We start from the raw sequence: 21,070 nt of genomic DNA on the forward strand, positions 1-21,070 counted from the left end.
ATGGAGCGGCGTATCTTCGGGCGGGCGGCGTCGGACGGGATGGCCATCGGGCCCGCGGCGATCCTGCATGCGCTGGAGGGCGCCAGCCGGACGAAAGGGGCGATCGCCGAGGAGCATGAAGCGCTCGCCGTAGCGGTCGCGCATGCGCGCGAGGCCGTGGCCGAGCTGATCGACAGGCTCGAGGGAGACGCGGCCGAGCTGATCGGCTTTCAGCTCGCGCTGCTCGAAGACGATGCGCTGACCGAGGCGGCTTACGTCCAGATCGAGGGCGGCGTCGCTGCGGATGCGGCCTGGCGTGCGGCGATGGCGGAGGAGATGGCGGGGTATGAGTCCGCTGAGGACGAATATTTCCGCGCCCGCGCCGGCGACCTCGCCGACATCCGGGATCGCGTGCTGCGACACTTGTTCGGCTTGCAGCAGAACGGCAAGTTGCCGAAGGGGGCGATCGTCGTTGCGCGTGATCTGGCGCCATCGGCTTTCCTCGCCATCGAGTGGACGAATGGAGGGGGCATCGCGCTCGGCGAGGGCAGCCCGACCAGCCATGTCGCGATGTTGGCGCGCAGCCGCGGCGTGCCGATGGTGGTCGGGCTCGGTCACGATTGGGACAAGCTGACAGGGGATTTGCTGGTCGATGGCGGTCGCGGTGTCGTCATTGCCGATCCCAGTGCGCAGCGTATCGCTGCCGCCCGGGCGGAGGATGCGACCGCCTCGCGCCGCAAGGCGGACGCGATCGCGCGCCAGCACGAACCGGCACTGACGCGCGACGGCACCCGCGTCTCGGTGCTCGTCAACATCTCCGGCCCTGCCGACATGACGCTGCTTCCGGCCGCAGCCTGCGACGGCATCGGCCTGGCACGCACCGAGTTTCTCACCGGCAACCTGCTTCACGACGAGGAGGCACAATATCACGCCTATGCCGAGCTCGTGCGCTGGGCCGAAGGCCGGCCGGTCACGATCCGCACGCTCGATGCCGGCGGCGACAAGCCGATTCCGGGCTACACGATCGATGGCGAGAGCAACCCGTTTCTCGGCCTTCGTGGCCTCCGTCTGTCCTTGCGTCACCCCGAGATCTTCCGCGTTCAATTGCGCGCGTTGGCCCGCGCCGCTGCGCTCGGACCGCTCAAGGTGATGCTGCCGATGGTGACCAATGCAGCGGAGCTGGACGTCGCGCGTCGCCATCTCCGCGCCGTGCTCGCCGAATTGGCCGCCGGCAACGTCGCGTTCGCCGCGCCGGCCTTCGGGATGATGGTCGAGGTGCCGGCTGCTGCGCTGGCAGCGCATGACTTCGCTGCGGACTTCTTCTCGATCGGCACCAATGACCTGACCCAATACGCGACCGCTGCTTCGCGTGACGGCGCCGAGGTCGCCGACTATGCCGACGCGCTGCATCCCGGGGTGTTGGCGATGATTGCCCATGTGGTGCGCGCCGGTCTTGCGCGGGGCGTGGACGTCTCGATCTGCGGCGACGCCGCCGGTGATGTCAGAGCCATGCCGGCGCTGCTTGAGCTCGGTGTGCGCGCGCTGTCGGTCGCGCCGGGCCTGCTGCCGCTGGTGAAGGCGGCGATCCGCGAGCTTGACCTCGCCAAGGGCACGGAAAAGACCGCGGAAGAGGGCGCATGAGTGACCAGGATGCATCGGGGGCCGCGAGTCCGCTCGCCGAATACAAGGCGATCCTGCGCGGGGTGATCGACAGCCGTCCCTCCGGTACACGGCAGCGGCTGGCGGAGGCGATCGGCAAGAATCGCAGCTTCATCTCGCAGATCGTCAATCCGGCCTATGCGACGCCGATCCCGCTGCAGCATCTCGAGACCATCTTCCACATCTGTCACTTCTCGCCGCATGAGCAGCAGGCTTTTCTGACCGCCTACCGCGCCGCCCATCCGGGCCGGCTGGACGAGGTCGAGGCGCAGCGGCCGATGCGGCGCCTCGTGGTCGAGCTGCCGGACTTCGGCGACCCCGCGCTCAACGCCCATGCCGACCGCATCATCACCGGCGTCGCGCGCGGCATCACCGCGCTGATCTCAGCCAACGAAAACAACGACGACGCCGAACCGGGAGGGAAGCCATGAAGAAGCTGATCAACGCCGTTTCCGACGTGCTGACCGAGAGCCTGCAGGGCTTTGCCGCCGTGCATGGCGACATCGTCACGCTGGGCGAGGACAACAAGTTCGTTCGCCGCAAGAGCCTCAAACCGGGCAAGGTCGCGCTGATCTCCGGCGGCGGCTCCGGCCATGAGCCGCTCCACGCCGGCTTCGTCGGGCCGGGCATGCTCGATGCCGCCTGTCCGGGCCAGGTGTTCACCTCCCCGACGCCTGACCAGATGCTCGCGGCCGCGCAGGCCGTGGACACCGGCGCGGGCGCGCTGTTCATCGTCAAGAACTACGAAGGCGACGTGATGAATTTCGCGATGGCCGCGGAGATCATGGAGGGCAAGGTCGCGACCGTCATTACCGACGACGACGTCGCGGTCGAGACCTCGACCTATTCGACGGGCCGCCGCGGCGTTGCCGGCACGCTGGTCGTGGAGAAGATGCTGGGTGCTGCGGCCGAGCAGGGCCGCGATCTCGACGCGCTGAAGGCGCTTGGTGACGACGTCAACAGGCGCACCCGCTCGATGGGCGTGGCGCTGACCTCATGCACGGTGCCGGCCGCGGGCAAGCCGACCTTCACGCTCGGCGAGGACGAGATGGAGATGGGGGTCGGCATCCATGGCGAGCCCGGCAGGCGCCGGGTCAAGCTGGCGTCCGCGGACGCCATCGCCGAGGAGATGATGGGCGCGATCCTGGCCGATCTTGCAGCGAAGCCCGGAACTCCGTGCCTGCTGCTGGTCAACGGCTTCGGGGCCACGCCAGCGATGGAATTGTACGTGATGGCCAATGCGGCGAGGCGCATCCTGGAAGGGCGCGGGCTCGCCATCGCGCGCGGGCTGGTCGGCTCCTACGTCACCTCGCTCGACATGGCCGGCTGCTCGCTCACCGTGACCGCGCTCGATGATGCGTCGCTGGGCCTGTGGGACGCGCCGGTGCACACCGCGGCGCTGCGCTGGGGCTGCTGAAGCAATGCGTGCTCAGCGGATCTCGTTCGAGTAGTAGTGTTGCGCCGTCGTGGCGCGGTGCTGGCTGAGGATCGCCAGCGCGCCGGTCTGGTCGAAGGCCTCCTCGTCGATCACGAGCACGGCGCTCGGAGAGGGCAGGCCGAGCAGCTTGCGGTCTTCCTTGGTGGCGACCTCGGCCGTCACCTTCTCGCGCACCGCGGCGATCCGGATGCCATAGGCCTCGAGCAGATGGCGGTAGATCAGGGCAGGGACCTTCTTCGGCTCGCGCGGAAATCCCGCCACGCGGCTCGCGACCATCGAGATCCGCGAATGCAGCACCGGCGCGCCAGCGACGCGGCGGATGCGATGAAGATGCAGCAGCGGCCCGCCCTCGGCCATCGCGAACAGCGCGGCTTCGCGTGACTCGGCGGCGCGTGTCGTCACCGACAGCACCTCGGCCTCCGAGTGCAGCAGGCTGCCGTCCGCGGCGAGCAGGCGGAAGTACTGGAAGAAGAAGCTGAGCCCATGCTGCGACGCGCGGCCCGTCACCACCGTGCCGGTCTTGCGCCGGCGCATCAGCATGCCGCCCGCGGTGAGATCGGCCAGCGCGCGGCGGATGGTGCCGACGGCGACGCCATATTGATTGGCGAGCGCGACCTCGCCGGGCAGCACTGTGCCGGGCGGCATGTCGCCGATCAGGATCGCCTCGGCGATCTGGCGCTTGACATGCTCGTAGAGCGGCACCGGCAGCGCGCCCGGACCCGCCCCCACCCCGTCTGCCGCTTTGGTGGCCACAGCTGCCTTTTTCATGGAATTGACAAACGCCGCGTCGTGAATTCTATTTCTATATAGAATATAGGATAGAGCTGGCGGCAAATGATTTCTGAGGGCATTCCAGCGGACCGGGGCGCGCGCAGCCTGGCCAGCGCTTTTGCCGCGATCGACGCCATGGCCGAGACGGCGGTCGAGGACCTGCGGAAGATGGTGGCGGTCGACACCAGCTTTCCTCCGGGGGCCGGCTACGATGCATTTGCCGACGTGATGGAGCAGCTCGCTGCCCCGCTGGCACTGGATAGCGAGCGCGTGATCGTTCCGGAGGACCTATGGCGCGCACCGGGCGCGCGCGGATCGCGGACGAATCTGATTGCACGGCGCCGCGCCGGCAGACCGGTGCTCGGGCTCTATTTCCATGTGGACACGGTACCGGCGGCGCCCGGCTGGGTCACCGATCCGCTGCAGCTGAGCCGCGACGGTGACCGTCTGATCGGACTCGGCGCGGCCGACATGAAGGGATCGATTGCGGCGGCGCTGCTCGCACTCCGCGGCGCGCAGCAGACTGGATTGCCGCTGGCCTATGATCCGATGTTGCTGCTGTGCACGGACGAGGAGGCAGGGCTTTATCCCGGCGTGCGTTACCTTGCCGAGCAGGGCCGTCTCGAAGGGCATATTCTGAATTTCAACGGCAGTGCCATGCCGCGGATCTGGGCCGGCTGCTTCGGCCTGTTCACGCTCACGGTGCGGGTTCACGGCAAGGCAGCGCATGCCGGCGAGCAGCGCCGCGCCGGCGCCAACGCGATCGAGGCGGCGCTGCCGATCCTCAATGCGCTCGCGGCCCTCGAGCCGGTCATCGCGCAGCGGACGTCGGCGTTGCCGCCACCGCCGCAGGCGGCTGGACCGCTCGCCGCGAGCCTCGACATCTCAGCCATTCATGGCGGCCAATGCGGCGGACAGATCCCCTCGCTGGTCGAGATTCTCCTGTGCCGCCGATACACGCCCGAGGAGGACTTCGCCGCTGCACGCCGCGAGATCGAAGCGGCCGTCCGGCAGGCGGCCGGCACCCTCGACGTCGAGATCATCCTCACCGGCCATCTGATGCCGACATCCGATCCCGGCGGGCCGCATTGGTCGCGCTGGCAGCAGGCGCTGTCGGCCGGTTTCGGCTATGCCGCGGAAGACTTCGCTCGCTGGGGGGCGGCCGGCTGCTCCGATTTCGGCTGGGTGCAGCAGGCCACGGGCGTGCAGGAGGTGCTGCTCACGGGCCTCGGCAGGCCCGATAGCCGCATTCATGCGCCGGGCGAATCCACGACGCTCGCCGACATCGTCGCATTGGCGAAATCGGTGCTCGCCTATCTCGCAGCCGAGTTCCGTCCCGAACTCTGTCCCGAAGCCATCACGCCTGAAAAGGACTTCGCCTGATGCCGTCCGTGACCCGTCGTCATTTCCTTGCCGGCTCCGCGCTCGTGCTTGGTGCTCTGCCGCAAGTCTCTCTCTCGGCCGAGGCGCCGAAGCGCGGCGGCGTGTTGCGGATCTCGGTCGACCAGGGCGCGGCGGTCATTCACCCGCTGCTCGCGCGTGTCAATCCGGAATACCTCATCACCGAGCTGCTCTATTCCAACTTGACCCGGTTGAAGCCGGACATGTCGGTCGAGCCGGACCTCGCCTTGTCGTGGCAGGCCGGCGCGGGGCTCACCGAGTGGACGTTCAGGCTGCGGCCCAATCTCAGCTTCCACGACGGCTCGCCGCTGACGGCGGAGGATGTCGTCGCGACCTTCAAGGCGATCCTCGATCCGAAGACCGCATCACCGGCGCGCACCAATGTCGGCCCGATCAAGGATGTCACTGCCGTCGATGCGTCGACCGTGCGGTTCACGTTGTCGGTTGCCTTTGCCGATTTTCCGGTCGCGCTCGCCTACAACAATGCGCGCATCGTGCCTGCGAAAGTCGTTGCTGCCGATCTCGCCAGCCTCGCCACAAAGGCGAATGGTTCAGGGCCGTTCAAGCTCGTGTCCTATGAGCCGGACCGCAAGATCGTCGTCGAGCGCAACCCGGCGTATTACGATCCGGCGCGGCCTTTGCTCGATCGCGTCGAGATTCTCGTCTATCCCGACCGCACCGCCGAAGCATCGGCTCTGATTTCGGGCGACATCGATCTCATGTTGTCGACCACGCCCGGCGAATATGAGCGGCTCGGCAAGGCCAGCGGCGTCAAGGCGGTGCGGGTCCCCTCGGGGCAGTTTCTGAACGTCAACATGGGCTGCGATCAGAAGCCGTTCAACGACGTTCGCGTGCGCCAGGCGCTGGCGCTGACCATCGATCGCGAGGCCATGGCCGGCTTCGTGGCCGGCGGCTACGGCACGCCCGGCAACGACACGCCGCTGAGCCCCGCCTACCGGTTCTATCAGGACAGCAAGCTGAAGAAGCCCGACATCGCGAAAGCCAGGCAATTGCTCGCCGATGCCGGCTATCCCTCCGGCATCGACCTGACGATGGTGGCATCCGACAAACCGGACACGCGCACGCAGCTTGGCGTTGCGATCCGTGAGATGGCGGCACCGGCCGGCTTCCGCATCAACGTTCAGACGATGCCGCACGCGACCTATCTCGACCAGGTCTGGAAGAAGGGCAATTTCTACGTCGGATTCTACAACATGCAATCGACCGCCGACGCGATCTTCAAGCTGCTCTACACCTCGGATGCCGCCTGGAACGAGACACGCTGGAACAATGCGCGCTTCGACGAGATCGTCAATGCGGCGCGTAGCGAGACCGACGATGCCAATCGCGCCGCGCTCTATGCGCGGGCCCAGACGATGATGAGCGAGGAGGTGCCGTCGGTCATTCCGGTCTTCTTCGACATCCTGGCGGCGCAGCGCGCCTATGTGGAAGGATACCAGCTGCATCCGCGCGGATCGGTGTTTCGGCTCGATCTCGTCTCGCTCGGCGCAGGCGCGCCCAGGCGCAGCTGAGGCGGGGATCCGAGCGGTGTCATTCGCCTGGCTGCTGCGGCGGCTGCTCCTGATGGTCTATACGGTCGTCGTCGTCAGTGTGCTGGTGTTCGCCATCACACAGGCGCTACCGGCTGACGCAGCGCAGACGCTGCTTGGCGAGAACGCTTCGCCGGAGGCGCTGGCCGCAATTCGCAGCCGGCTCGGGCTCGACGACCCGGTCTGGCTGCAATTCACGCATTGGGTCGCGCACGCGGCCATCGGCAATTTCGGTGTCTCCATGCGCACCGGCCTGCCGGTCGCGCCGGAGATGCTGACGGCGCTGTCGCGCTCGCTGCTGCTGGCAGCGGGCGCACTCGTCGTCACCCTCCTGATCGCGGTCCCGCTCGGAATCTTCGCGGCGCTCCGCAAGGGGCGGCCGGCGGATACGGCCACCAGCGTGGTCGCCTATCTCGGGGTCTCCCTGCCGGAGTTCGTCACGGCAACCGTGCTCGCGCTGCTGCTGACCGACATTCTGCCATGGCTGCCGGCGACCGGCTACGTGTCGCCGCTGGAGGATGCCGGGCCGGCGCTGCGCCATCTGATCCTTCCGGTCCTGACCGTCTCGGTCATTCTCGTCGCGCATGTGATGCGCATGATGCGTTCGGAGACGCTGGACGTGCTGCAGTCCGACTACGTCCGCGCGGCGCGGCTGAAAGGCCTGCCCGAGCGGACGGTGCTGGTGCGGCATGTGATGCGCAACGCGCTGCTGCCGGTCATCACCATCGTCGCGCTCGACGTCGGCTATCTCCTGGGCGGCATCATCGTCATCGAGGAGATTTTCGCCATTCCCGGCATCGGCCGGGCATTGATGATCGCCATCACCACCCGCGATCTGCCGTCGATCCAGGCCGGCGCGATGATCATGGCGGTCACCTATGCGATCACCAACACGCTGGCGGATGTCGTCTACGCGCTGCTCGACAGGCGGATCAGCTATGACTGAGCTGCTCGGCAGGATGATCCGCAAGCCGCAGGGGGCGATCAGCGTGATGCTGCTCGTTGCCCTCGCCATCGTCTGCATCCTCGGCCCGTGGCTCGCGCCCTATGGGCCGGAGAAGATGGATTTTCTCGGCCGTTTCCGCCCGCCGGGATGGCAGAACTGGCTGGGCGCCGATCAGTTCGGCCGCGACGTGCTGAGCCGGCTGCTGTCCGGCGCGCGCGCCACCGTTCCGATGGCGCTCGCGGCGACGCTCGCCGGCAGCGCGATGGGCGCCGTGATCGGCGTCGCATCGGCCTATCTCGGTGGCAAGGCCGACGAATTCATCATGCGCACCAACGATGCTGTGATGGCCATTCCCGGTCTCCTCATGGCGCTGCTGCTGGTCAGCACGCTCGGAAATGGGGCTGTCAACGCGGTGATCGCGATTGCCTTTGCGTTCGCGCCGGGCATGGCACGGGTCACGCGCTCCGTGGCGCTTGCTGTGCGCAGTCAGGACTACGTCAAGGCCGCCATCGCGCGCGGCGAAGCGGCATCGCAGATCATTTTCCGCGAGATGCTTCCGAACGTGATGGGCCCAATCATCATCGAGGCCACCATCCGGGTGTCATTTGCGGTGATGCTGTTCGCGACGCTCAGCTTCCTCGGCCTGGGTGCACAGCCGCCGGCATCGGAATGGGGCCTGATGGTGGCCGATGCGCGCCAATACATGCACCGGGCGCCATGGATCCTCATCGCGCCCTCGGCCGCGATCGCGCTGTCGGCGATCGCCTTCAATCTCGTCGGCGATGCCCTGCGCGACGCGCTGAATCCGAGGGACGATCGATGAAGCCGGCGCTCGCCATCACTGGTTACGGGCTGGACTACGTCACCCCGGCGGGCGCTGTGGAGGTGCTGCGTGACGTGTCGCTCGAGATCGCGCCCGGCGAGGTGCTCGGCCTCGTCGGCGAATCCGGCTCCGGTAAGAGCTCGCTGGCTTGGGCGTTGATGCGGCATCTGCCGGCCAATGCCCGCGAGGTCTCGGGCTCCCTGTGTCTGGGTGACCTCGACCTGCGGTCCCTCAGCCTCAAGCGACTGACCGCGGTCCGTGGCCGCCGCATCGGCATGGTGTTCCAGGATCCGTCGACCGCGCTCAATCCGACATTGACCATCGGCCGCCAGATCACCGAGGCGCTGATGCGTCATCGCGATCTGAATGCGCGGGCCGCCAGGAACCTCGCGATCGAATTGCTCGGCCATGTCGAGCTGCGCGACCCCGTGGCGGTGCTGCGGCGCTATCCGCACGAGATCTCCGGCGGCGAGAAGCAGCGGGTAGTCATCGCGACGGCCTTCGGGTGCCGGCCCGATGTCATCCTGTTCGATGAGCCTACGACGGCGCTCGACGTCATCACCGGTGCCCGCATCATCGAGCTGTTTGCGCGGTTGCGTGCGGAGACGGGCGTCGCTGCGCTCTACATCTCGCACGATCTCGCGATGATGACCCGGGTCGCCGATCGTGTCGCGGTGATCCGGCACGGCCGCATCGTCGAGCAGGTGCCCGCGTCTGACATCTTCAGGACGCCGCAGCACGCCTACACCAAGGCTCTCATCGCCGCCGTGCCGCGTCCGGAGCGGCGGCTCGTGAACGATCAGCCGGGCGCGGCCCTGGTGCTGGACGCACGCGGCATCGAAGTCCATTACGGCAGGGGCGGGCTGTTCCGTGCGGCTCCGCCACCGGCGACCAGGGCCGTCGATGTCCGCGTCCGTGCCGGCGAAATCGTCGGCCTCGTCGGTGAATCCGGCTCGGGAAAGTCATCCGTCGCTCGCGCCCTCACCGGGCTTGCCCGCTTCGACGGCACGATCAGCTTCGACGGCCGAACGTTGCGCAGGGCCGGTGACATGAACCGTGCCTATCGGCGCGATGTCCAGATCGTGTTCCAGCACCCGGATTCCTCGCTCAATCCGCGCCATCGGATCGGTGAGATCCTGTCGCGCCCCTTGAAGCTCTATGGCGGCGACACAGCCGCCGTGCCGCGCCTGCTCGAACAGGTCCGGCTGCCGGCGTCGTATGCCATGCGCTGGCCGCACCAGCTCTCGGGTGGCGAGAAGCAGCGCGTCGCGATCGCGCGTGCTTTTGCGGCGCGGCCGCGCCTGGTGATCTGCGACGAGATCACGGCGCCGCTCGACGTCTCGGTCCAGGCCCAGATCATCGAGCTGCTGCTGGCTTTGCGCGCCGAGACGGGTGCGGCCTATCTCTTCATCACCCACGATCTCAACCTGATCAGGCAGATCGCGCACCGCATCGTCGTGATGCGCCACGGCCGGCTGGTCGACAGCCGTGCCGTCGATGCCTTCGGTGCAGACGACGTTCACCCTTACACCCGCGAGCTGATGGCGGCCTCGCCAGCGCCCGTTGGCTGACCGCAAGGATTGCCCCCATGGATCGCAACGACCTGCTCGCCCGCATCGACATTCCAGCTTCGCTCGCGCTGCTGTCGCGCATGGTTCAGCACAAGAGCTATTCGAAGACCGAGGGCGAGAAGCAGCTCGCGACCTTCATGGCTGAACAGATGAGCGCGATCGGCCTGGATGCCGCCGTCGCCCCGTTCGGGGCCGAGGGCCGTGTCAACGCGGTCGGCCGCTGGCACGGCACCGGCGGCGGCAAGAGCCTGCTCTTCAACGGCCATGTCGATACAAATCCAGTGACCGAGGGCTGGACCCTCGATCCCTGGGCGGGGAAGGTGGACGACGACTTCGTCTACGGAATCGGCGTGTCAAACATGAAGGCCGGCGACGCCGCTTATTTCTGCGCGGTCAAGACGCTGATCGAGGCCGGCGTCAGGCTGAGGGGTGATGTCGTTCTGACCTATGTGGTCGGCGAGCTGCAAGGCGGAGTCGGCACCTATTCGTTGTTGGAGCAGGGGCTGCGCGCGGACTATTTCATCAATTCCGAGCCGACCGACCTCAAGGCGATGACGATGCATGCCGCGGCATTCATGTTCATCATCGAGCTCGTCGGCAACACGCGGCATCTGTCGAAGCGCGAGGAGGCGGTGGACGCCATCACCGCCGCCTGCGATCTCATTCCGCGCCTCAATGCGATGCGGTTCTCCGGCGCGCGTTCGCCGGCACATGAGGCCATCAATCGCGTCCATGTCGGCGTCGTGCACGGCGCGCTCGGTCGTGAGTTGCACGAATGGCGGACGCCGCAGGTCGCGGATTTCGTCCGCATCAAGGGCTCCGGTCGTTACGCTCCTGGGCAGACCGAGCAGGGCGCGCTCGCGGACATGCGGCGCGAGCTCGATGCGCTGGAGGGGCGTTTTCCCGGCCTGAAGGCCCATCTGATGTCGGAGGACCGCGCCGGCGTGCCGACCATGCCGCCGTTCGAGGTCGCACCGGACAGCCCGATCGTCCGTGCCGTTAACAATGCCTATCGTGTCGTGCGCGGCGCCGCCCAGCCGACAGGCCCGGTGACGCCGAGCTGCTTCTATGGCACCGATGCCGGCCATCTTTATACCTATGGCGGCATGGAGGGCATCGTCTGCGGACCGGGCGGCCGCTACAACACGATGCCGGACGAGCGCGTCGACATTCCCGACTATCTCGACATGATCCGCATCTACATGCTGGCCATTCTCGATATCTGCGGCTGAACCCGCGCTCAGGCGGCGGCTGCCTGTTGCTGGAATTGCTCGAACGCCGCAATCGCATCGGCGGCATACATCAACGACGGTCCGCCGCCCATGTAGATCGCCATGCCGAGCGTCTCCTCGACCTCCTGCCGGCTTGCACCGAGACGGACGAGCGCCTCCGCGTGAAAGCCGATGCAGCCGTCGCACCGAACGGCAACCCCGATCGCCAGCGCGATCAGCTCCTTGGTCTTCTTGTCGAGCGCGCCATCAGCGGCGGCGGCCCTCGCCAGTGCAGAGAAGCCCTGCATGACGTCCGGAATGTCCTTGCGCAGCGTCTTCAGGTTACCCGAGATGTCCTTGCAGATCTCGCTGTACAGTTTGGTCATGATAGCTCCTACGACATCTTCGTGGTGGGTTTGCCAGGCTCGCGCAGTGCGATGTAGATCGCGGGGATCACGAGTACGGTGAGCAGGGTGGAGGAGGCCAGGCCGAACAGCAGCGAGATCGCCAGCCCCTGGAAGATCGGGTCGAGCAGGATCGTCGCAGCACCGATCATCGCCGCGAGCGCCGTCAGCAGGATCGGCTTGAAGCGCACGGCGCCGGCCTCCAACACGACGTCGCGCAGGGTCTTGCCCTCGCCGCCACTGTGCCGGATGAAGTCGACCAGCAGGATCGAGTTGCGGACGATGATGCCGGCCAGCGCAATGAAGCCGATCATCGACGTCGCCGTGAACGGCGCGCCCAGCAACCAGTGGCCGAGCAGGATGCCGATCAGGGTCAGCGGGATCGGAGTCAGGATTACCAGCGGCAGCCGGAAGCTCTTGAACTGTGCCACGACCAGAACGTAGATGCCGAGGATGGCGGCGCCGAATGCGGCGCCCATGTCGCGGAAGGTCACGTAGGTGATCTCCCATTCGCCATCCCACAGCAGCGTCGGACGGGACTCGTCCTTGGGCTGGCCGTGGAAGCCGATCACGGGCTTCGGCAGCTTGCCCCAGTCATGGGCGTCGATCCGGTCGGCGACCGCGAGCATGCCGTAGAGCGGGGCCTCGAAGCGGCCGGCGAGTTCTGCCATCACCATGTCGGCAAAGCGGCCGTCGCGGCGGAAGATCGTCGGCGACCCCTCTTCCATGGTGGCCTTCACGACCTGGCCGAGTTCGACGACGGTCTTGCTGCCGGGCACCGTGTTGGCGGGCACCGGCGTCGAGGCCAGGGCCTGACTCCAGCTCTTGTCGTGCTTCGGCAGACGCACGGCGATCTCGATCGGATTGCGGTCTTCGCCGCGATGCGAGTAGCCGACCGAGACGCCGCCGAACAGCGTCTGGATCGTGTCGTAGACGTCGCGCTGCTCGACACCGAAGAACTCGAGACTGTCCTGGTCGATCGACAGTCGCAGCCGCGGCCGGCGCTGACCGATGGAATCGTCGATGTCGACGATGAAGGGAACGTCGGCGAAGACCTTCTTGAGTTCGGTGGTGACGGCGCGCCGGGTCGCCGCGTCCGGACCGTAGATCTCCGCCAGCAGGGTGGCGAGCACCGGAGGCCCGGGCGGCACTTCGACCACCTTGATGCTGGTGCCGGCCGGCACAGGGATGCTCTTCAGCCGCTGGCGCAGCTCGAGCGCGATGTCGTGGCTCGCGCGCTTGCGGTCGCCGCGCGCGGCGAGATTGACCTGGAGCTCGCCGAGCTCGGGCCGCTCCCGCAGATAGTAGTGCCTCACGAGACCGTTGAAGTTGAACGGGGCCGCCGTGCCGGCATAGCTCTGCACGGTCGTGATCTCCGGCAGCCCATGCGCAATGTCGGCGGCCGCGAACAGCGTGCGCTCGGTATCCTCCAGGCTCGCGCCTTCGGGCAGATCGACCATCACCGCGATCTCCGACTTGTTGTCGAACGGCAGCAGCTTGACGGTGACGGACTTGGTGGCGAACAGCGTCATCGACAGCAAGGTGGCGATGCCGACGCCGAGCAGGAAGATCCAGGCGGAGCGCTTGCTGGCGACGATCGGGCGCGCGACGCTGCGGTAGATGCGTCCGAGACGGCCTTCTCCATGCGCGTCGTGAGAGTCCGCCGAGGCGCTGGTCGACCTCGGCGCCAGCCGCAGCATCAGCCACGGCGCCACCACCATGGCGACGAAAAACGAGAACAGCATCGCCGCCGAGGCGTTGGCCGGGATCGGCGCCATGTAGGGGCCCATCAGTCCCGACACGAACAGCATCGGCAGCAGGGCGGCGACCACGGTCAAAGTCGCGACAACGGTGGGGTTGCCGACTTCGGCGACCGCCTCGATGGTGGCCTGCAGGCGCGGCCGGCCGTCATGCATGCCCCAATGGCGCGCGATATTCTCGACCACGACGATGGCGTCGTCGACCAGGATGCCGATCGAGAAGATCAGGGCAAACAGGCTGACCCGGTTGATCGTGTAGCCCATCAGATTGGCGGCGAACATCGTCAGCAGGATCGTGGTCGGAATCACCACGAAGGTGACGAGGGCTTCGCGCCAGCCAATGGCGACCGCAATCAGCACGACGATCGAGATCGTAGCGAGGCCGAGATGGAACAGCAGCTCGTTGGCCTTCTCGTTGGCGGTCTCGCCGTAGTCGCGCGTCACCGTGACTGCGACGTCGCTCGGAATGAGACTGGCCTTCAGCCCTTCGAGGCGCTGCGCGATGTCGTGAGACACCACCACGGCATTGGCGCCGGCGCGCTTGGCGAGCGCGAGGCTCACCGCCGGCACCCGGTGCCAGTCGCCCTTGTCGGTGCGGGCGTCATCCCAGACGCGATGCTCTGCGAGGTTGGGGCCGATGACGACGGTGGCGACGTCGCGCACATAGACGGGACGGCCGTCGCGCGTCGAGATCAGCAGCAGGCCGATGTCCGGGATGCCCGTGAGCGTCTGGCCCGCGGCGACGTTGCGCACGATACCGCCGTCGCGAACGTCTCCGGCCAGGAAAGAGCGGTTCGCGTCCTTCACCTTGGCGACGAGCTGCTGCAGAGTCACGCCGAACAGCGACAGCTTTTCCGGATCGGGCTCGACCCGGATCTGCTGGGCGCCGCCGCCGGAGATATAGGTCAGGCCGATATTGTCGACCTTGGTCAGCTCCGCACGCAGCTTGTCGGCGAGCTCGTAGAGGTCCTTGTCGGACCAGCGCCCGGCGGCTTCCGGCTTCGGCGACAGCGTCAGCACGGTGACGGCGACGTCGTTGATGCCGCGGCCGACGATCAGCGGCTCGGGAATGCCGACGGGGATGCGGTCGAGGTTGGCGCGTAGCTTCTCGTGGACGCGCAGGATCGCGTCCTCGAACTTGGTCCCCACCAGGAACCGCGCGGTGACCATGACACGGTCGTCCTCGGTCTGGCTGTAGACGTGTTCGACGCCATCGATCGCCTTGACGATGGTCTCCAGCGGCTTGGTCACGAGCTCGACGCCGTCGGGCGCACGCAGGCCGTCGGCGCTGACGCGGATGTCGACCATCGGCACGCTGATCTGCGGCTCTTCCTCGCGCGGGATCACGACGACGGCGATGAGGCCGACCACGAGCGCCGCGAGTAGAAACAGCGGCGTCAGCGGCGAGGCGATGGTCGCCTGGGTAAGCTTGCCTGAGAGTCCGAGTTTCACGGCTGCACCAACTGGTCGCCGGCGCGCAGGCCGGACAGGATTTCGAGTCCATCGGGGAGATCGGCGCTCGGCAGAGCGCGGCCGCGCTGCACCGGAACGCTCACCTTCTGCGTCCCTTGCTGCAACTGGACATAATCGATGCCGAACCGTGTTGTGACGTAGCGCTGCGGGATCACGTAGGCATCGCGTTGGCCGCCGGAGATCCAGACCCGGAGCCGGTCGCCGACGAAATACTGGCCGAGACCGGAGACGATCGCGTCGGCCACGACACGGCCTTCCTCGATCTGCGGATAGACCAAGTCGATCACCCCCCATTTGTCGGCGCTGTCGCCGAACTCGGCACCGTCGACCCGGACCTTGTCGCCGGCCTTGAGAAAGAGAGCGTGGCGCTCGGGCACCCGCAGTCGCAGCTTGAAGTTCTGCTGCGCCACCGTGACCACGGGATCGCCGGGCAGAACCACAGATCCGACGGCAACCAGCTTCTTCAACACGCGGCCGTCATCGGGAGCCAGCACCTGGCCCTCAGTCATCTGCTGGTTGACCACGGCACGCTCGGCGGTCTTGGCCCGCAGCCCGTTCTCGGCGACGTTCAGCGCCGTGCGCGTCTCGTCGAGCTTGATGCGGGGCAGGGTGCCGCGCTCGACGAGGCCCTCGGTGCGGGTGAAGTCGATCTGCGCCTGGTTCGCTTGCGCCTGCAGCGCCTCGATCTGGGCGTCGAGCGATTTGATCTGCAGGGCCAGTTTGTCGTCGCCGATCAAGGCGATGGGCTGGCCGCGCCTGACCGGGTCGCCTTCGCGCACCGAAAGCTGCACGATGGTGCCGCCGATGCGGCCGCGGGCAGGGACCACGCTGATGCTCTCCACCGTCGCGAACACCGCCTTCTCGTCGGCGACCTGCCGCGGCGCCACCGTCAGCGTCTCCGCAAGGGCCGGCGCTGCCTGCCACGCCATCGCGGCGATCAAGCTCAGGACCGATAATCTGCGCATCAGCCTATTCCTGTCTGGTTTGATTCGATTTGTGGGGTTCGGGCGAGCCGTCCGCAGCCGGCTGCAGACATCTCACCTGGATGGGAGTTCCCGTTTGATATCGGTCAAGATGCCGGTCCGGCATCCTCATAGTCTCGGTGACGGTCTCGGCCCGCAGTACACCTGATAGAGCGTCTTGAGGACCTCGCGGGCCGGATCGCTTGTGATCGAATAGTAGATCGTCTGCCCCTCGCGCCTGGCGGTGACCAGGCCGTCCTTGCGCAGGAGCGCCAGGTGCTGCGACACGGTCGAATCGCGCAGGCCGAGAAACTCGGCGAGTTCTCCGACCGACCGCTCGTCGTCGACCAGCTGGCAGATGATCAGGAGGCGATGGCGGTTCGACAGCGCCTTCAGCAGGTCGCTGGCCTGGTCCGCCGCCGCCTCCATGATGTCAGCGTTAATTTTCATAGTTGCGTATATACAGATATTCGAATATATAGTCAAGGCCGGCGGCGGCGCCGCGGTGACATGAAGCAAGAATGAATCAAGTGCGGATGGAGGATCCCAATGGCGGAAATCGTGGTGATCGGGGCGGGGCTGAGCGGCTCGCTGATGGCTTATGAAATGTTGCCGCAACTGAGGAAGGAGGATCGCGTGACCGTCGTCTCGCAGGGCTCCTCCTATCATTTCGTGCCATCCAACCCCTGGGTGGCCGTGGGCTGGCGCAAGCGCGACGAGATCGAGATCGATCTGGTCGACGTCATGCAGCGCAAGGGCATCCGGCTGCTGACGCAGGGCGCCAAGCGCGTGCATCCGGCCGAGAACCAGGTCGAGCTGACGGACGGCGGCATGGTGGCATACGATTATCTCGTCGTCGCCACCGGTCCCGAACTCGCCTTCGACGAAATCCCGGGGCTTGGACCCGATGGGCATACGCAATCCGTGTGCCACGTCGACCACGCCGCTCATGCCAAGGCGGCCTTTGACAGGCTCGCCGAGAAACCCGGGCCGGTGATCGTCGGTGCGGTACAGGGCGCTTCATGCTTCGGCCCCGCTTACGAATTCCTGTTCATCCTGGAAACCGAGCTGCGCCGGCGCAAGATGCGCGATCAGGTGCCGATGACCTTCGTGACCTCCGAGCCCTATATCGGCCATCTCGGCCTCGACGGCGTCGGCGACACCAAGGGTCTGCTGGAAAGCGAGATGCGCGAAAAGCACATCAAGTGGATCACCAGCGCGCGCGTCACCAAGGTCGAGGATGGCCGCATGTTCGTGGAGGAGGTCGCCGACGACGGCACCGTCCGCAAGACGCACGAGCTACCGTTTGCCTATTCGATGATGCTGCCCGCCTTTCGCGGCGTGGGAGCCGTCCGCGGCATCGACAAGCTCACCAATCCCCGCGGCTTCGTCGTCGTGGACAAGCATCAGCGTAATCCGACCTTCCCCAACGTGTTTGCCATCGGCGTCTGCGTTGCGATTCCGCCGATCGGGCCGACGCCGGTGCCGGTCGGCGTGCCCAAGACCGGCTTCATGATCGAATCGATGGTGACGGCGACGGCCTTGAACATCGGGGCGCTGCTGCGCGGCCAGGAGCCCAAAGCCGAGCCGACCTGGAACGCGATCTGTCTTGCCGATTTCGGTGATTCCGGCGTCGCCTTTCTGGCCCAGCCGCAGATCCCGCCGCGCAACGTCAACTGGTCGTCGAAGGGAGAGTGGGTGCACTACGCCAAGGTCGCCTTCGAGAAGTACTTCCTGCGCAAGATGAGGCGCGGGACGCCCGAGCCGTTCTACGAAAAGTTCCTGCTCGACCGGCTCAACATCGCCAAGATCAAGGAAGTCAGGACCGGCACATGAGCAACGGTTTGCAGATCGTGTGCGGCCATTGCGGGCAGATCAACCGTCTGCCCGCGGACCGGGCGCCGACGCAGGGGAAATGCGGCAAGTGTCATACGCCGCTGTTCAGCGGCCATCCGATCGAGGTCGACCAGGCCGCGTTCGAACGCCATGTCGCGCACAGCAGTCTGCCGCTGCTCGTCGACGTCTGGGCGCCATGGTGCGGCCCGTGCCGCGCGATGGCGCCGATGTTCGCGCGCGCTGCGCAAGAGCTGGAGCCGCGTGTGCAGCTTCTGAAGCTGAACTCGGACGAGGCGCCGGAGGTGTCGGCGCGGTTCGGCATCTCCGGAATTCCGACCATGCTGCTGCTGCAGCAGGGGCGGGAGCTGGCGCGAATCTCGGGTGCGATGGACTCGCAACGAATCGTCGCCTGGACACTGTCCGGCCTGCGGCAGTAGCCGTACGGCCGGGCCGGCACTTGCTTGATTACGCTCAAATGCAACCATGAAGGATTATGTCATGAACGTCGACAAAGCAGTTCTCACCTTCGCGGGCGTCGTCGTCCTGCTCAGCCTGACGCTGGGCTGGTACGTCAGTCCCTACTGGTTCTTGCTGGCGGCCTTTGCGGGCGTGAACATGATCCAGGCCTCGTTCACGGGCTTCTGCCCGGCGGCGATCGTCTTCAAGAAGCTGGGGCTCAAAAGCGGCAACGCGTTCTCCTGAATCGGTCGGAAGGACGGCAAGATGAAGCGGGGATATCATGGCTGACTCGGACGAAACCTATATCGTCGGGCCGCTCTACAAGGCGCGCGACAAGGTCTATCCGGCGGCCGTGCATGGTCGCTTCCGGCGCATCAAGTGGACGATCCTGTGCATCACGCTCGGCATCTACTACCTGCTGCCCTTCGTCCGCTGGGATCGCGGACCCGGCATGCCGAACCAGGCGGTGCTGGTCGACTTCCCGCATCGCCGGTTCTACTTCTTCTTCATCGAGCTGTGGCCGCAGGAGGTCTACTACTTCACCGGCCTGCTCATCATTGCGGCGGTCGCCCTGTTCCTGATGAACGCGGTCGCCGGCCGGCTGTGGTGCGGCTATCTCTGTCCGCAGACGGTGTGGACCGACCTGTTCTACGCGGTCGAGCGCTGGGCCGAGGGCGACCGACGTGAGCGCATGCTCAGCGACAAGCGCGGCTGGACCTTCACCCACATCCGCCAGGCCGCGCTCAAGCATTTCCTCTGGATCATGATCGGCTGGTGGACCGGTGGCGCCTGGGTGCTGTATTTCGACGATGCGCCGACCCTGGTGAAGGACCTCGCCACCTTCCAGGCGCCGTTCACCGCCTATCTCTGGATCGGCATCCTGACGGCGACGACCTATGTGTTCGCCGGCCACGCCCGCGAGCAGGTCTGCATCTACATGTGCCCGTGGCCGCGCATCCAGGCGGCGCTGACCGACGAGTGGGCGCTCAACGTCACCTACAAGGGCGACCGCGGCGAGCCGCGCATGTCGGTCAAGAAGGCGGAAGCTGCACGGCTGCAGGGCGCACCCGCCGGGGATTGCATCGACTGCCATCAATGCGTCAACGTCTGCCCGACCGGCGTCGACATCCGCCACGGCATCCAGCTCGGCTGCATCCAGTGCAGCCTGTGCATCGATGCCTGCGACAGCGTGATGACCCAGATCGGCCGTCCGACGGGCCTCATCGGTTACGACACCGACATCAACGTCCAGCGCCGCAAGGAAGGCAAGCCCGAGATCTACCGGATCATCCGACCGCGCACGATCATCTATGCGACCTTCATCGCGCTCGTCGGCGGGATCATGCTGTACTCGCTGGTGACGCGCGGCACGATGGGCATCAACGTGCTGCATGAACGTAACCCGCTGTTCGTGCAGTTGTCGGATGGCGGCGTCCGCAACGACTACACGGTTCGTCTGCTCAACAAGCGCGGGCCGCGCGACTTCGTGCTGGACGTCGTGGGGCTTCCGAACGCCAAGGTGACGGTGGCCGGCGAAACGCGCGAGCAGGACGGTCGGATGGTGATCGACGTCGGCCAGGATCAGACCCGCGAGATCCGCATGTCGATCGAGGCCAAGGGGGCCGACCTTCCCTCCGCGCCGGTGGACATCGAGATCAAGATCACGGATCCGGCGACCGGGACGTCGGTCAGCAAGCGCGATCACTTCGTTCCGGTGACACGATAGACCATCGTCGTTCGCCGATTGCGAGGCGCCAGCGATAGGCCGTTGGCTTATACGGACTGATCGAGGGAGGAGCAGGTCGCTCCTCCCTCGATTGCCGAGTCCGGTTGTTCCAAATCAATGCCGCTCGGAAGCCGCAGGCAGAGCATTCTCGCGTCAAGGGATCGGAAGCTTTCCTACTGACGGAGAAAGACAGATGTTCAAGGTCGCAATTCTCATCTGGGTCATGCTGGGCACGGTGCTGGCAGGCAGCGCGGTGACGGCATTGTTGACGGTGCAGGGGCTGGTCGCGAGTCCGATGAAAGACCTGCCGTTGGCGGCGCTGGTCGGATTCGTCGTCGCCATGCCGCTATCCTATCTCGTCGCCGCGAAGATCAAGGGCGGGCGCGGCCGGACGGCGTGACGGTCATCGACGACGGGCCGGATCATCGTGCTGTTCCGGCCTGATCGTCGCGCAGGAACCGAGGGAGCGCCAGCCTGGCGCCGTCCATGAAGAGGTCGATCGCATCACGCACGGTTTGTTCGAGATCTGATGGAACCGGTGTCTCGTAGATGAACTTTCGGATCGCGAGATAGAAGATGCGTCCGTGCAGTCCCCAGAACATCTCGGTCTCGCGGCTGCCGAGAGGGCAGGTGGCGACGTCTGGCAGCTGCAGTTCATGCCGCAGCTCGATCGCGGCAGGCTCGATGATCTCGTGCCGGACGAGGTCGAGATAGCGGCCGGTGATGCCGAACGACTTCATGCCGGAGAACACGAAGATCCGCACCCAGTTGTATTCGAACACGCGTGCCACGTAGTCGAGATAGAAGCCGGTCAGTCGCGTCTTGAGTGGATGGCTGCGATCGCGGATCAGCGGGCCCCAGTCCTGCGACCAGCGGCTAAGATAGACCTCCTGATAGACGCGCTCGATCAGGGCTTCCTTGCTGGGGAAGTGCCGGTAGATCACCGAATGCGCGATGCCCATGCGCTTGGCGAGCTCCCGCGTCTGGCCTTCGAAGCCGCGCTCGGCGAAAAAGCGGATCGCTTCATCTACGATCACGCGCTCGCGGTCGGCGGCGCGCATGTTGCGGCGCCTCGCCTGAGGACGGTTCTCGGACCTGCGC

General features: G+C 66.3%; 20 protein-coding genes. 14 read left to right on the forward strand and 6 right to left on the reverse strand.

The window, feature by feature from the left end; genetic code table 11:
* Genes ptsP through dhaK form a run of 3 tightly spaced genes read left to right on the forward strand, consistent with a single transcriptional unit; the run spans nucleotide 1 to nucleotide 3,055 of the window.
* Nucleotides 1–1,620, forward strand: a complete 1,620-nt coding sequence (ptsP, locus tag QX048_RS28880; RefSeq protein ID WP_315827446.1) for a phosphoenolpyruvate--protein phosphotransferase — start codon at nucleotides 1–3, stop codon at nucleotides 1,618–1,620.
* On the forward strand, nucleotides 1,617–2,069 hold the full coding sequence (locus QX048_RS28885; protein WP_315827447.1) for a hypothetical protein: 453 nt from the start codon (nucleotides 1,617–1,619) through the stop codon (nucleotides 2,067–2,069). Before ptsP ends, QX048_RS28885 begins: the two co-directional genes overlap by 4 nt.
* The gene (gene dhaK, locus QX048_RS28890; protein ID WP_315827448.1) at nucleotides 2,066–3,055 is read left to right on the forward strand and encodes a dihydroxyacetone kinase subunit DhaK; all 990 of its coding nucleotides are present in this window, start codon (nucleotides 2,066–2,068) and stop codon (nucleotides 3,053–3,055) included. The genes QX048_RS28885 and dhaK overlap by 4 nt, the downstream gene beginning before the upstream one ends.
* A 12-nt stretch (nucleotides 3,056–3,067) precedes the next feature.
* On the opposite strand, the gene QX048_RS28895 is transcribed toward dhaK, so the two are convergent.
* Nucleotides 3,068–3,844, reverse strand: coding sequence for a GntR family transcriptional regulator (locus QX048_RS28895; protein WP_315827449.1), 777 nt, complete (start codon nucleotides 3,842–3,844; stop codon nucleotides 3,068–3,070).
* Nucleotides 3,845–3,910: 66 nt separating this feature from the next.
* On the opposite strand from QX048_RS28895, the gene QX048_RS28900 reads away from it, so the two are divergent.
* From QX048_RS28900 to QX048_RS28925, 6 genes are read left to right on the forward strand one after another with little or no spacing between them, the layout of a single operon-like run.
* Nucleotides 3,911–5,230, forward strand: coding sequence for a M20 family metallopeptidase (locus QX048_RS28900; RefSeq protein WP_315712553.1), 1,320 nt, complete (start codon nucleotides 3,911–3,913; stop codon nucleotides 5,228–5,230).
* On the forward strand, nucleotides 5,230–6,780 hold the full coding sequence (locus tag QX048_RS28905) for an ABC transporter substrate-binding protein (protein WP_315827450.1): 1,551 nt from the start codon (nucleotides 5,230–5,232) through the stop codon (nucleotides 6,778–6,780). Before QX048_RS28900 ends, QX048_RS28905 begins: the two co-directional genes overlap by 1 nt.
* 16 nt (nucleotides 6,781–6,796) lie before the next feature.
* A complete protein-coding gene (locus QX048_RS28910) occupies nucleotides 6,797–7,744 on the forward strand; it encodes an ABC transporter permease (RefSeq protein WP_315712550.1) in 948 nt (315 codons plus the stop codon).
* On the forward strand, nucleotides 7,737–8,567 hold the full coding sequence (locus QX048_RS28915) for an ABC transporter permease (RefSeq protein ID WP_315712549.1): 831 nt from the start codon (nucleotides 7,737–7,739) through the stop codon (nucleotides 8,565–8,567). Before QX048_RS28910 ends, QX048_RS28915 begins: the two co-directional genes overlap by 8 nt.
* Nucleotides 8,564–10,138 carry an ABC transporter ATP-binding protein gene (gene nikE, locus QX048_RS28920; protein WP_315827451.1) on the forward strand — a complete coding sequence of 525 codons (1,575 nt, stop codon included), beginning with the start codon at nucleotides 8,564–8,566 and terminating at the stop codon, nucleotides 10,136–10,138. The genes QX048_RS28915 and nikE overlap by 4 nt, the downstream gene beginning before the upstream one ends.
* Nucleotides 10,139–10,155: 17 nt before the next feature.
* Entirely contained in the window at nucleotides 10,156–11,370 is a 1,215-nt protein-coding gene (locus QX048_RS28925) for a M20 family metallopeptidase (protein WP_315827452.1), read from the forward strand.
* A gap of 8 nt (nucleotides 11,371–11,378) precedes the next feature.
* Here the strand turns inward: QX048_RS28925 and QX048_RS28930 are convergent, their stop codons facing one another.
* The 4 genes from QX048_RS28930 to QX048_RS28945 all read right to left on the reverse strand — a co-directional run bounded on the left by QX048_RS28930 (nucleotide 11,379) and on the right by QX048_RS28945 (nucleotide 16,398).
* A complete protein-coding gene (locus tag QX048_RS28930; protein WP_315712545.1) occupies nucleotides 11,379–11,735 on the reverse strand; it encodes a carboxymuconolactone decarboxylase family protein in 357 nt (118 codons plus the stop codon).
* 8 nt (nucleotides 11,736–11,743) lie between these two features.
* Nucleotides 11,744–14,965 (reverse strand): efflux RND transporter permease subunit, encoded by a 3,222-nt coding sequence (locus QX048_RS28935; protein ID WP_315712544.1) that lies wholly within the window; start codon nucleotides 14,963–14,965, stop codon nucleotides 11,744–11,746.
* On the reverse strand, nucleotides 14,962–15,951 hold the full coding sequence (locus QX048_RS28940) for an efflux RND transporter periplasmic adaptor subunit (RefSeq protein WP_315712542.1): 990 nt from the start codon (nucleotides 15,949–15,951) through the stop codon (nucleotides 14,962–14,964). Before QX048_RS28940 ends, QX048_RS28935 begins: the two co-directional genes overlap by 4 nt.
* Before the next feature lie 126 nt (nucleotides 15,952–16,077).
* Nucleotides 16,078–16,398: a metalloregulator ArsR/SmtB family transcription factor gene (locus QX048_RS28945; RefSeq protein WP_316200816.1), complete on the reverse strand. Its 321-nt coding sequence runs from the start codon at nucleotides 16,396–16,398 to the stop codon at nucleotides 16,078–16,080.
* A gap of 99 nt (nucleotides 16,399–16,497) precedes the next feature.
* On the opposite strand from QX048_RS28945, the gene QX048_RS28950 reads away from it, so the two are divergent.
* From QX048_RS28950 to QX048_RS28970, 5 genes are all read left to right on the forward strand, one after another.
* Nucleotides 16,498–17,784 carry an FAD/NAD(P)-binding oxidoreductase gene (locus QX048_RS28950; RefSeq protein WP_315712541.1) on the forward strand — a complete coding sequence of 429 codons (1,287 nt, stop codon included), beginning with the start codon at nucleotides 16,498–16,500 and terminating at the stop codon, nucleotides 17,782–17,784.
* The gene (gene trxC / locus QX048_RS28955; RefSeq protein ID WP_315749863.1) at nucleotides 17,781–18,221 is read left to right on the forward strand and encodes a thioredoxin TrxC; all 441 of its coding nucleotides are present in this window, start codon (nucleotides 17,781–17,783) and stop codon (nucleotides 18,219–18,221) included. The genes QX048_RS28950 and trxC overlap by 4 nt, the downstream gene beginning before the upstream one ends.
* A gap of 61 nt (nucleotides 18,222–18,282) precedes the next feature.
* Nucleotides 18,283–18,486, forward strand: coding sequence for a DUF2892 domain-containing protein (locus tag QX048_RS28960; protein WP_315827454.1), 204 nt, complete (start codon nucleotides 18,283–18,285; stop codon nucleotides 18,484–18,486).
* A gap of 37 nt (nucleotides 18,487–18,523) precedes the next feature.
* Nucleotides 18,524–19,969 (forward strand): cytochrome c oxidase accessory protein CcoG, encoded by a 1,446-nt coding sequence (gene ccoG, locus QX048_RS28965; protein ID WP_315827455.1) that lies wholly within the window; start codon nucleotides 18,524–18,526, stop codon nucleotides 19,967–19,969.
* Nucleotides 19,970–20,162: 193 nt separating this feature from the next.
* Nucleotides 20,163–20,369: a hypothetical protein gene (locus tag QX048_RS28970; protein ID WP_315712536.1), complete on the forward strand. Its 207-nt coding sequence runs from the start codon at nucleotides 20,163–20,165 to the stop codon at nucleotides 20,367–20,369.
* Between the two features lie 22 nt (nucleotides 20,370–20,391).
* On the opposite strand, the gene QX048_RS28975 is transcribed toward QX048_RS28970, so the two are convergent.
* Entirely contained in the window at nucleotides 20,392–21,030 is a 639-nt protein-coding gene (locus QX048_RS28975; RefSeq protein ID WP_315827456.1) for a helix-turn-helix domain-containing protein, read from the reverse strand.
* Nucleotides 21,031–21,070 lie beyond the last annotated feature (40 nt).

The sequence above is a fragment of the Bradyrhizobium sp. SZCCHNS30572 genome, from assembly GCF_032484415.1.
GTDB lineage: Bacteria > Pseudomonadota > Alphaproteobacteria > Rhizobiales > Xanthobacteraceae > Bradyrhizobium.

What these genes read in the sequence shown, in the direction of transcription:
- QX048_RS28945 (WP_316200816.1), bottom strand. Translation starts at nt 16,398, where the DNA reads ATGAAAATTAACGCTGACATCATGGAGGCGGCGGCGGACCAGGCCAGC.
- QX048_RS28960 (WP_315827454.1), top strand. Translation starts at nt 18,283, where the DNA reads ATGAACGTCGACAAAGCAGTTCTCACCTTCGCGGGCGTCGTCGTCCTG.
- QX048_RS28900 (WP_315712553.1), top strand. Translation starts at nt 3,911, where the DNA reads ATGATTTCTGAGGGCATTCCAGCGGACCGGGGCGCGCGCAGCCTGGCC.
- QX048_RS28905 (WP_315827450.1), top strand. Translation starts at nt 5,230, where the DNA reads ATGCCGTCCGTGACCCGTCGTCATTTCCTTGCCGGCTCCGCGCTCGTG.
- trxC (WP_315749863.1), top strand. Translation starts at nt 17,781, where the DNA reads ATGAGCAACGGTTTGCAGATCGTGTGCGGCCATTGCGGGCAGATCAAC.
- ccoG (WP_315827455.1), top strand. Translation starts at nt 18,524, where the DNA reads ATGGCTGACTCGGACGAAACCTATATCGTCGGGCCGCTCTACAAGGCG.
- dhaK (WP_315827448.1), top strand. Translation starts at nt 2,066, where the DNA reads ATGAAGAAGCTGATCAACGCCGTTTCCGACGTGCTGACCGAGAGCCTG.
- nikE (WP_315827451.1), top strand. Translation starts at nt 8,564, where the DNA reads ATGAAGCCGGCGCTCGCCATCACTGGTTACGGGCTGGACTACGTCACC.
- QX048_RS28940 (WP_315712542.1), bottom strand. Translation starts at nt 15,951, where the DNA reads ATGCGCAGATTATCGGTCCTGAGCTTGATCGCCGCGATGGCGTGGCAG.
- QX048_RS28930 (WP_315712545.1), bottom strand. Translation starts at nt 11,735, where the DNA reads ATGACCAAACTGTACAGCGAGATCTGCAAGGACATCTCGGGTAACCTG.
- QX048_RS28970 (WP_315712536.1), top strand. Translation starts at nt 20,163, where the DNA reads ATGTTCAAGGTCGCAATTCTCATCTGGGTCATGCTGGGCACGGTGCTG.
- ptsP (WP_315827446.1), top strand. Translation starts at nt 1, where the DNA reads ATGGAGCGGCGTATCTTCGGGCGGGCGGCGTCGGACGGGATGGCCATC.
- QX048_RS28925 (WP_315827452.1), top strand. Translation starts at nt 10,156, where the DNA reads ATGGATCGCAACGACCTGCTCGCCCGCATCGACATTCCAGCTTCGCTC.
- QX048_RS28950 (WP_315712541.1), top strand. Translation starts at nt 16,498, where the DNA reads ATGGCGGAAATCGTGGTGATCGGGGCGGGGCTGAGCGGCTCGCTGATG.
- QX048_RS28975 (WP_315827456.1), bottom strand. Translation starts at nt 21,030, where the DNA reads ATGCGCGCCGCCGACCGCGAGCGCGTGATCGTAGATGAAGCGATCCGC.
- QX048_RS28915 (WP_315712549.1), top strand. Translation starts at nt 7,737, where the DNA reads ATGACTGAGCTGCTCGGCAGGATGATCCGCAAGCCGCAGGGGGCGATC.
- QX048_RS28895 (WP_315827449.1), bottom strand. Translation starts at nt 3,844, where the DNA reads ATGAAAAAGGCAGCTGTGGCCACCAAAGCGGCAGACGGGGTGGGGGCG.
- QX048_RS28885 (WP_315827447.1), top strand. Translation starts at nt 1,617, where the DNA reads ATGAGTGACCAGGATGCATCGGGGGCCGCGAGTCCGCTCGCCGAATAC.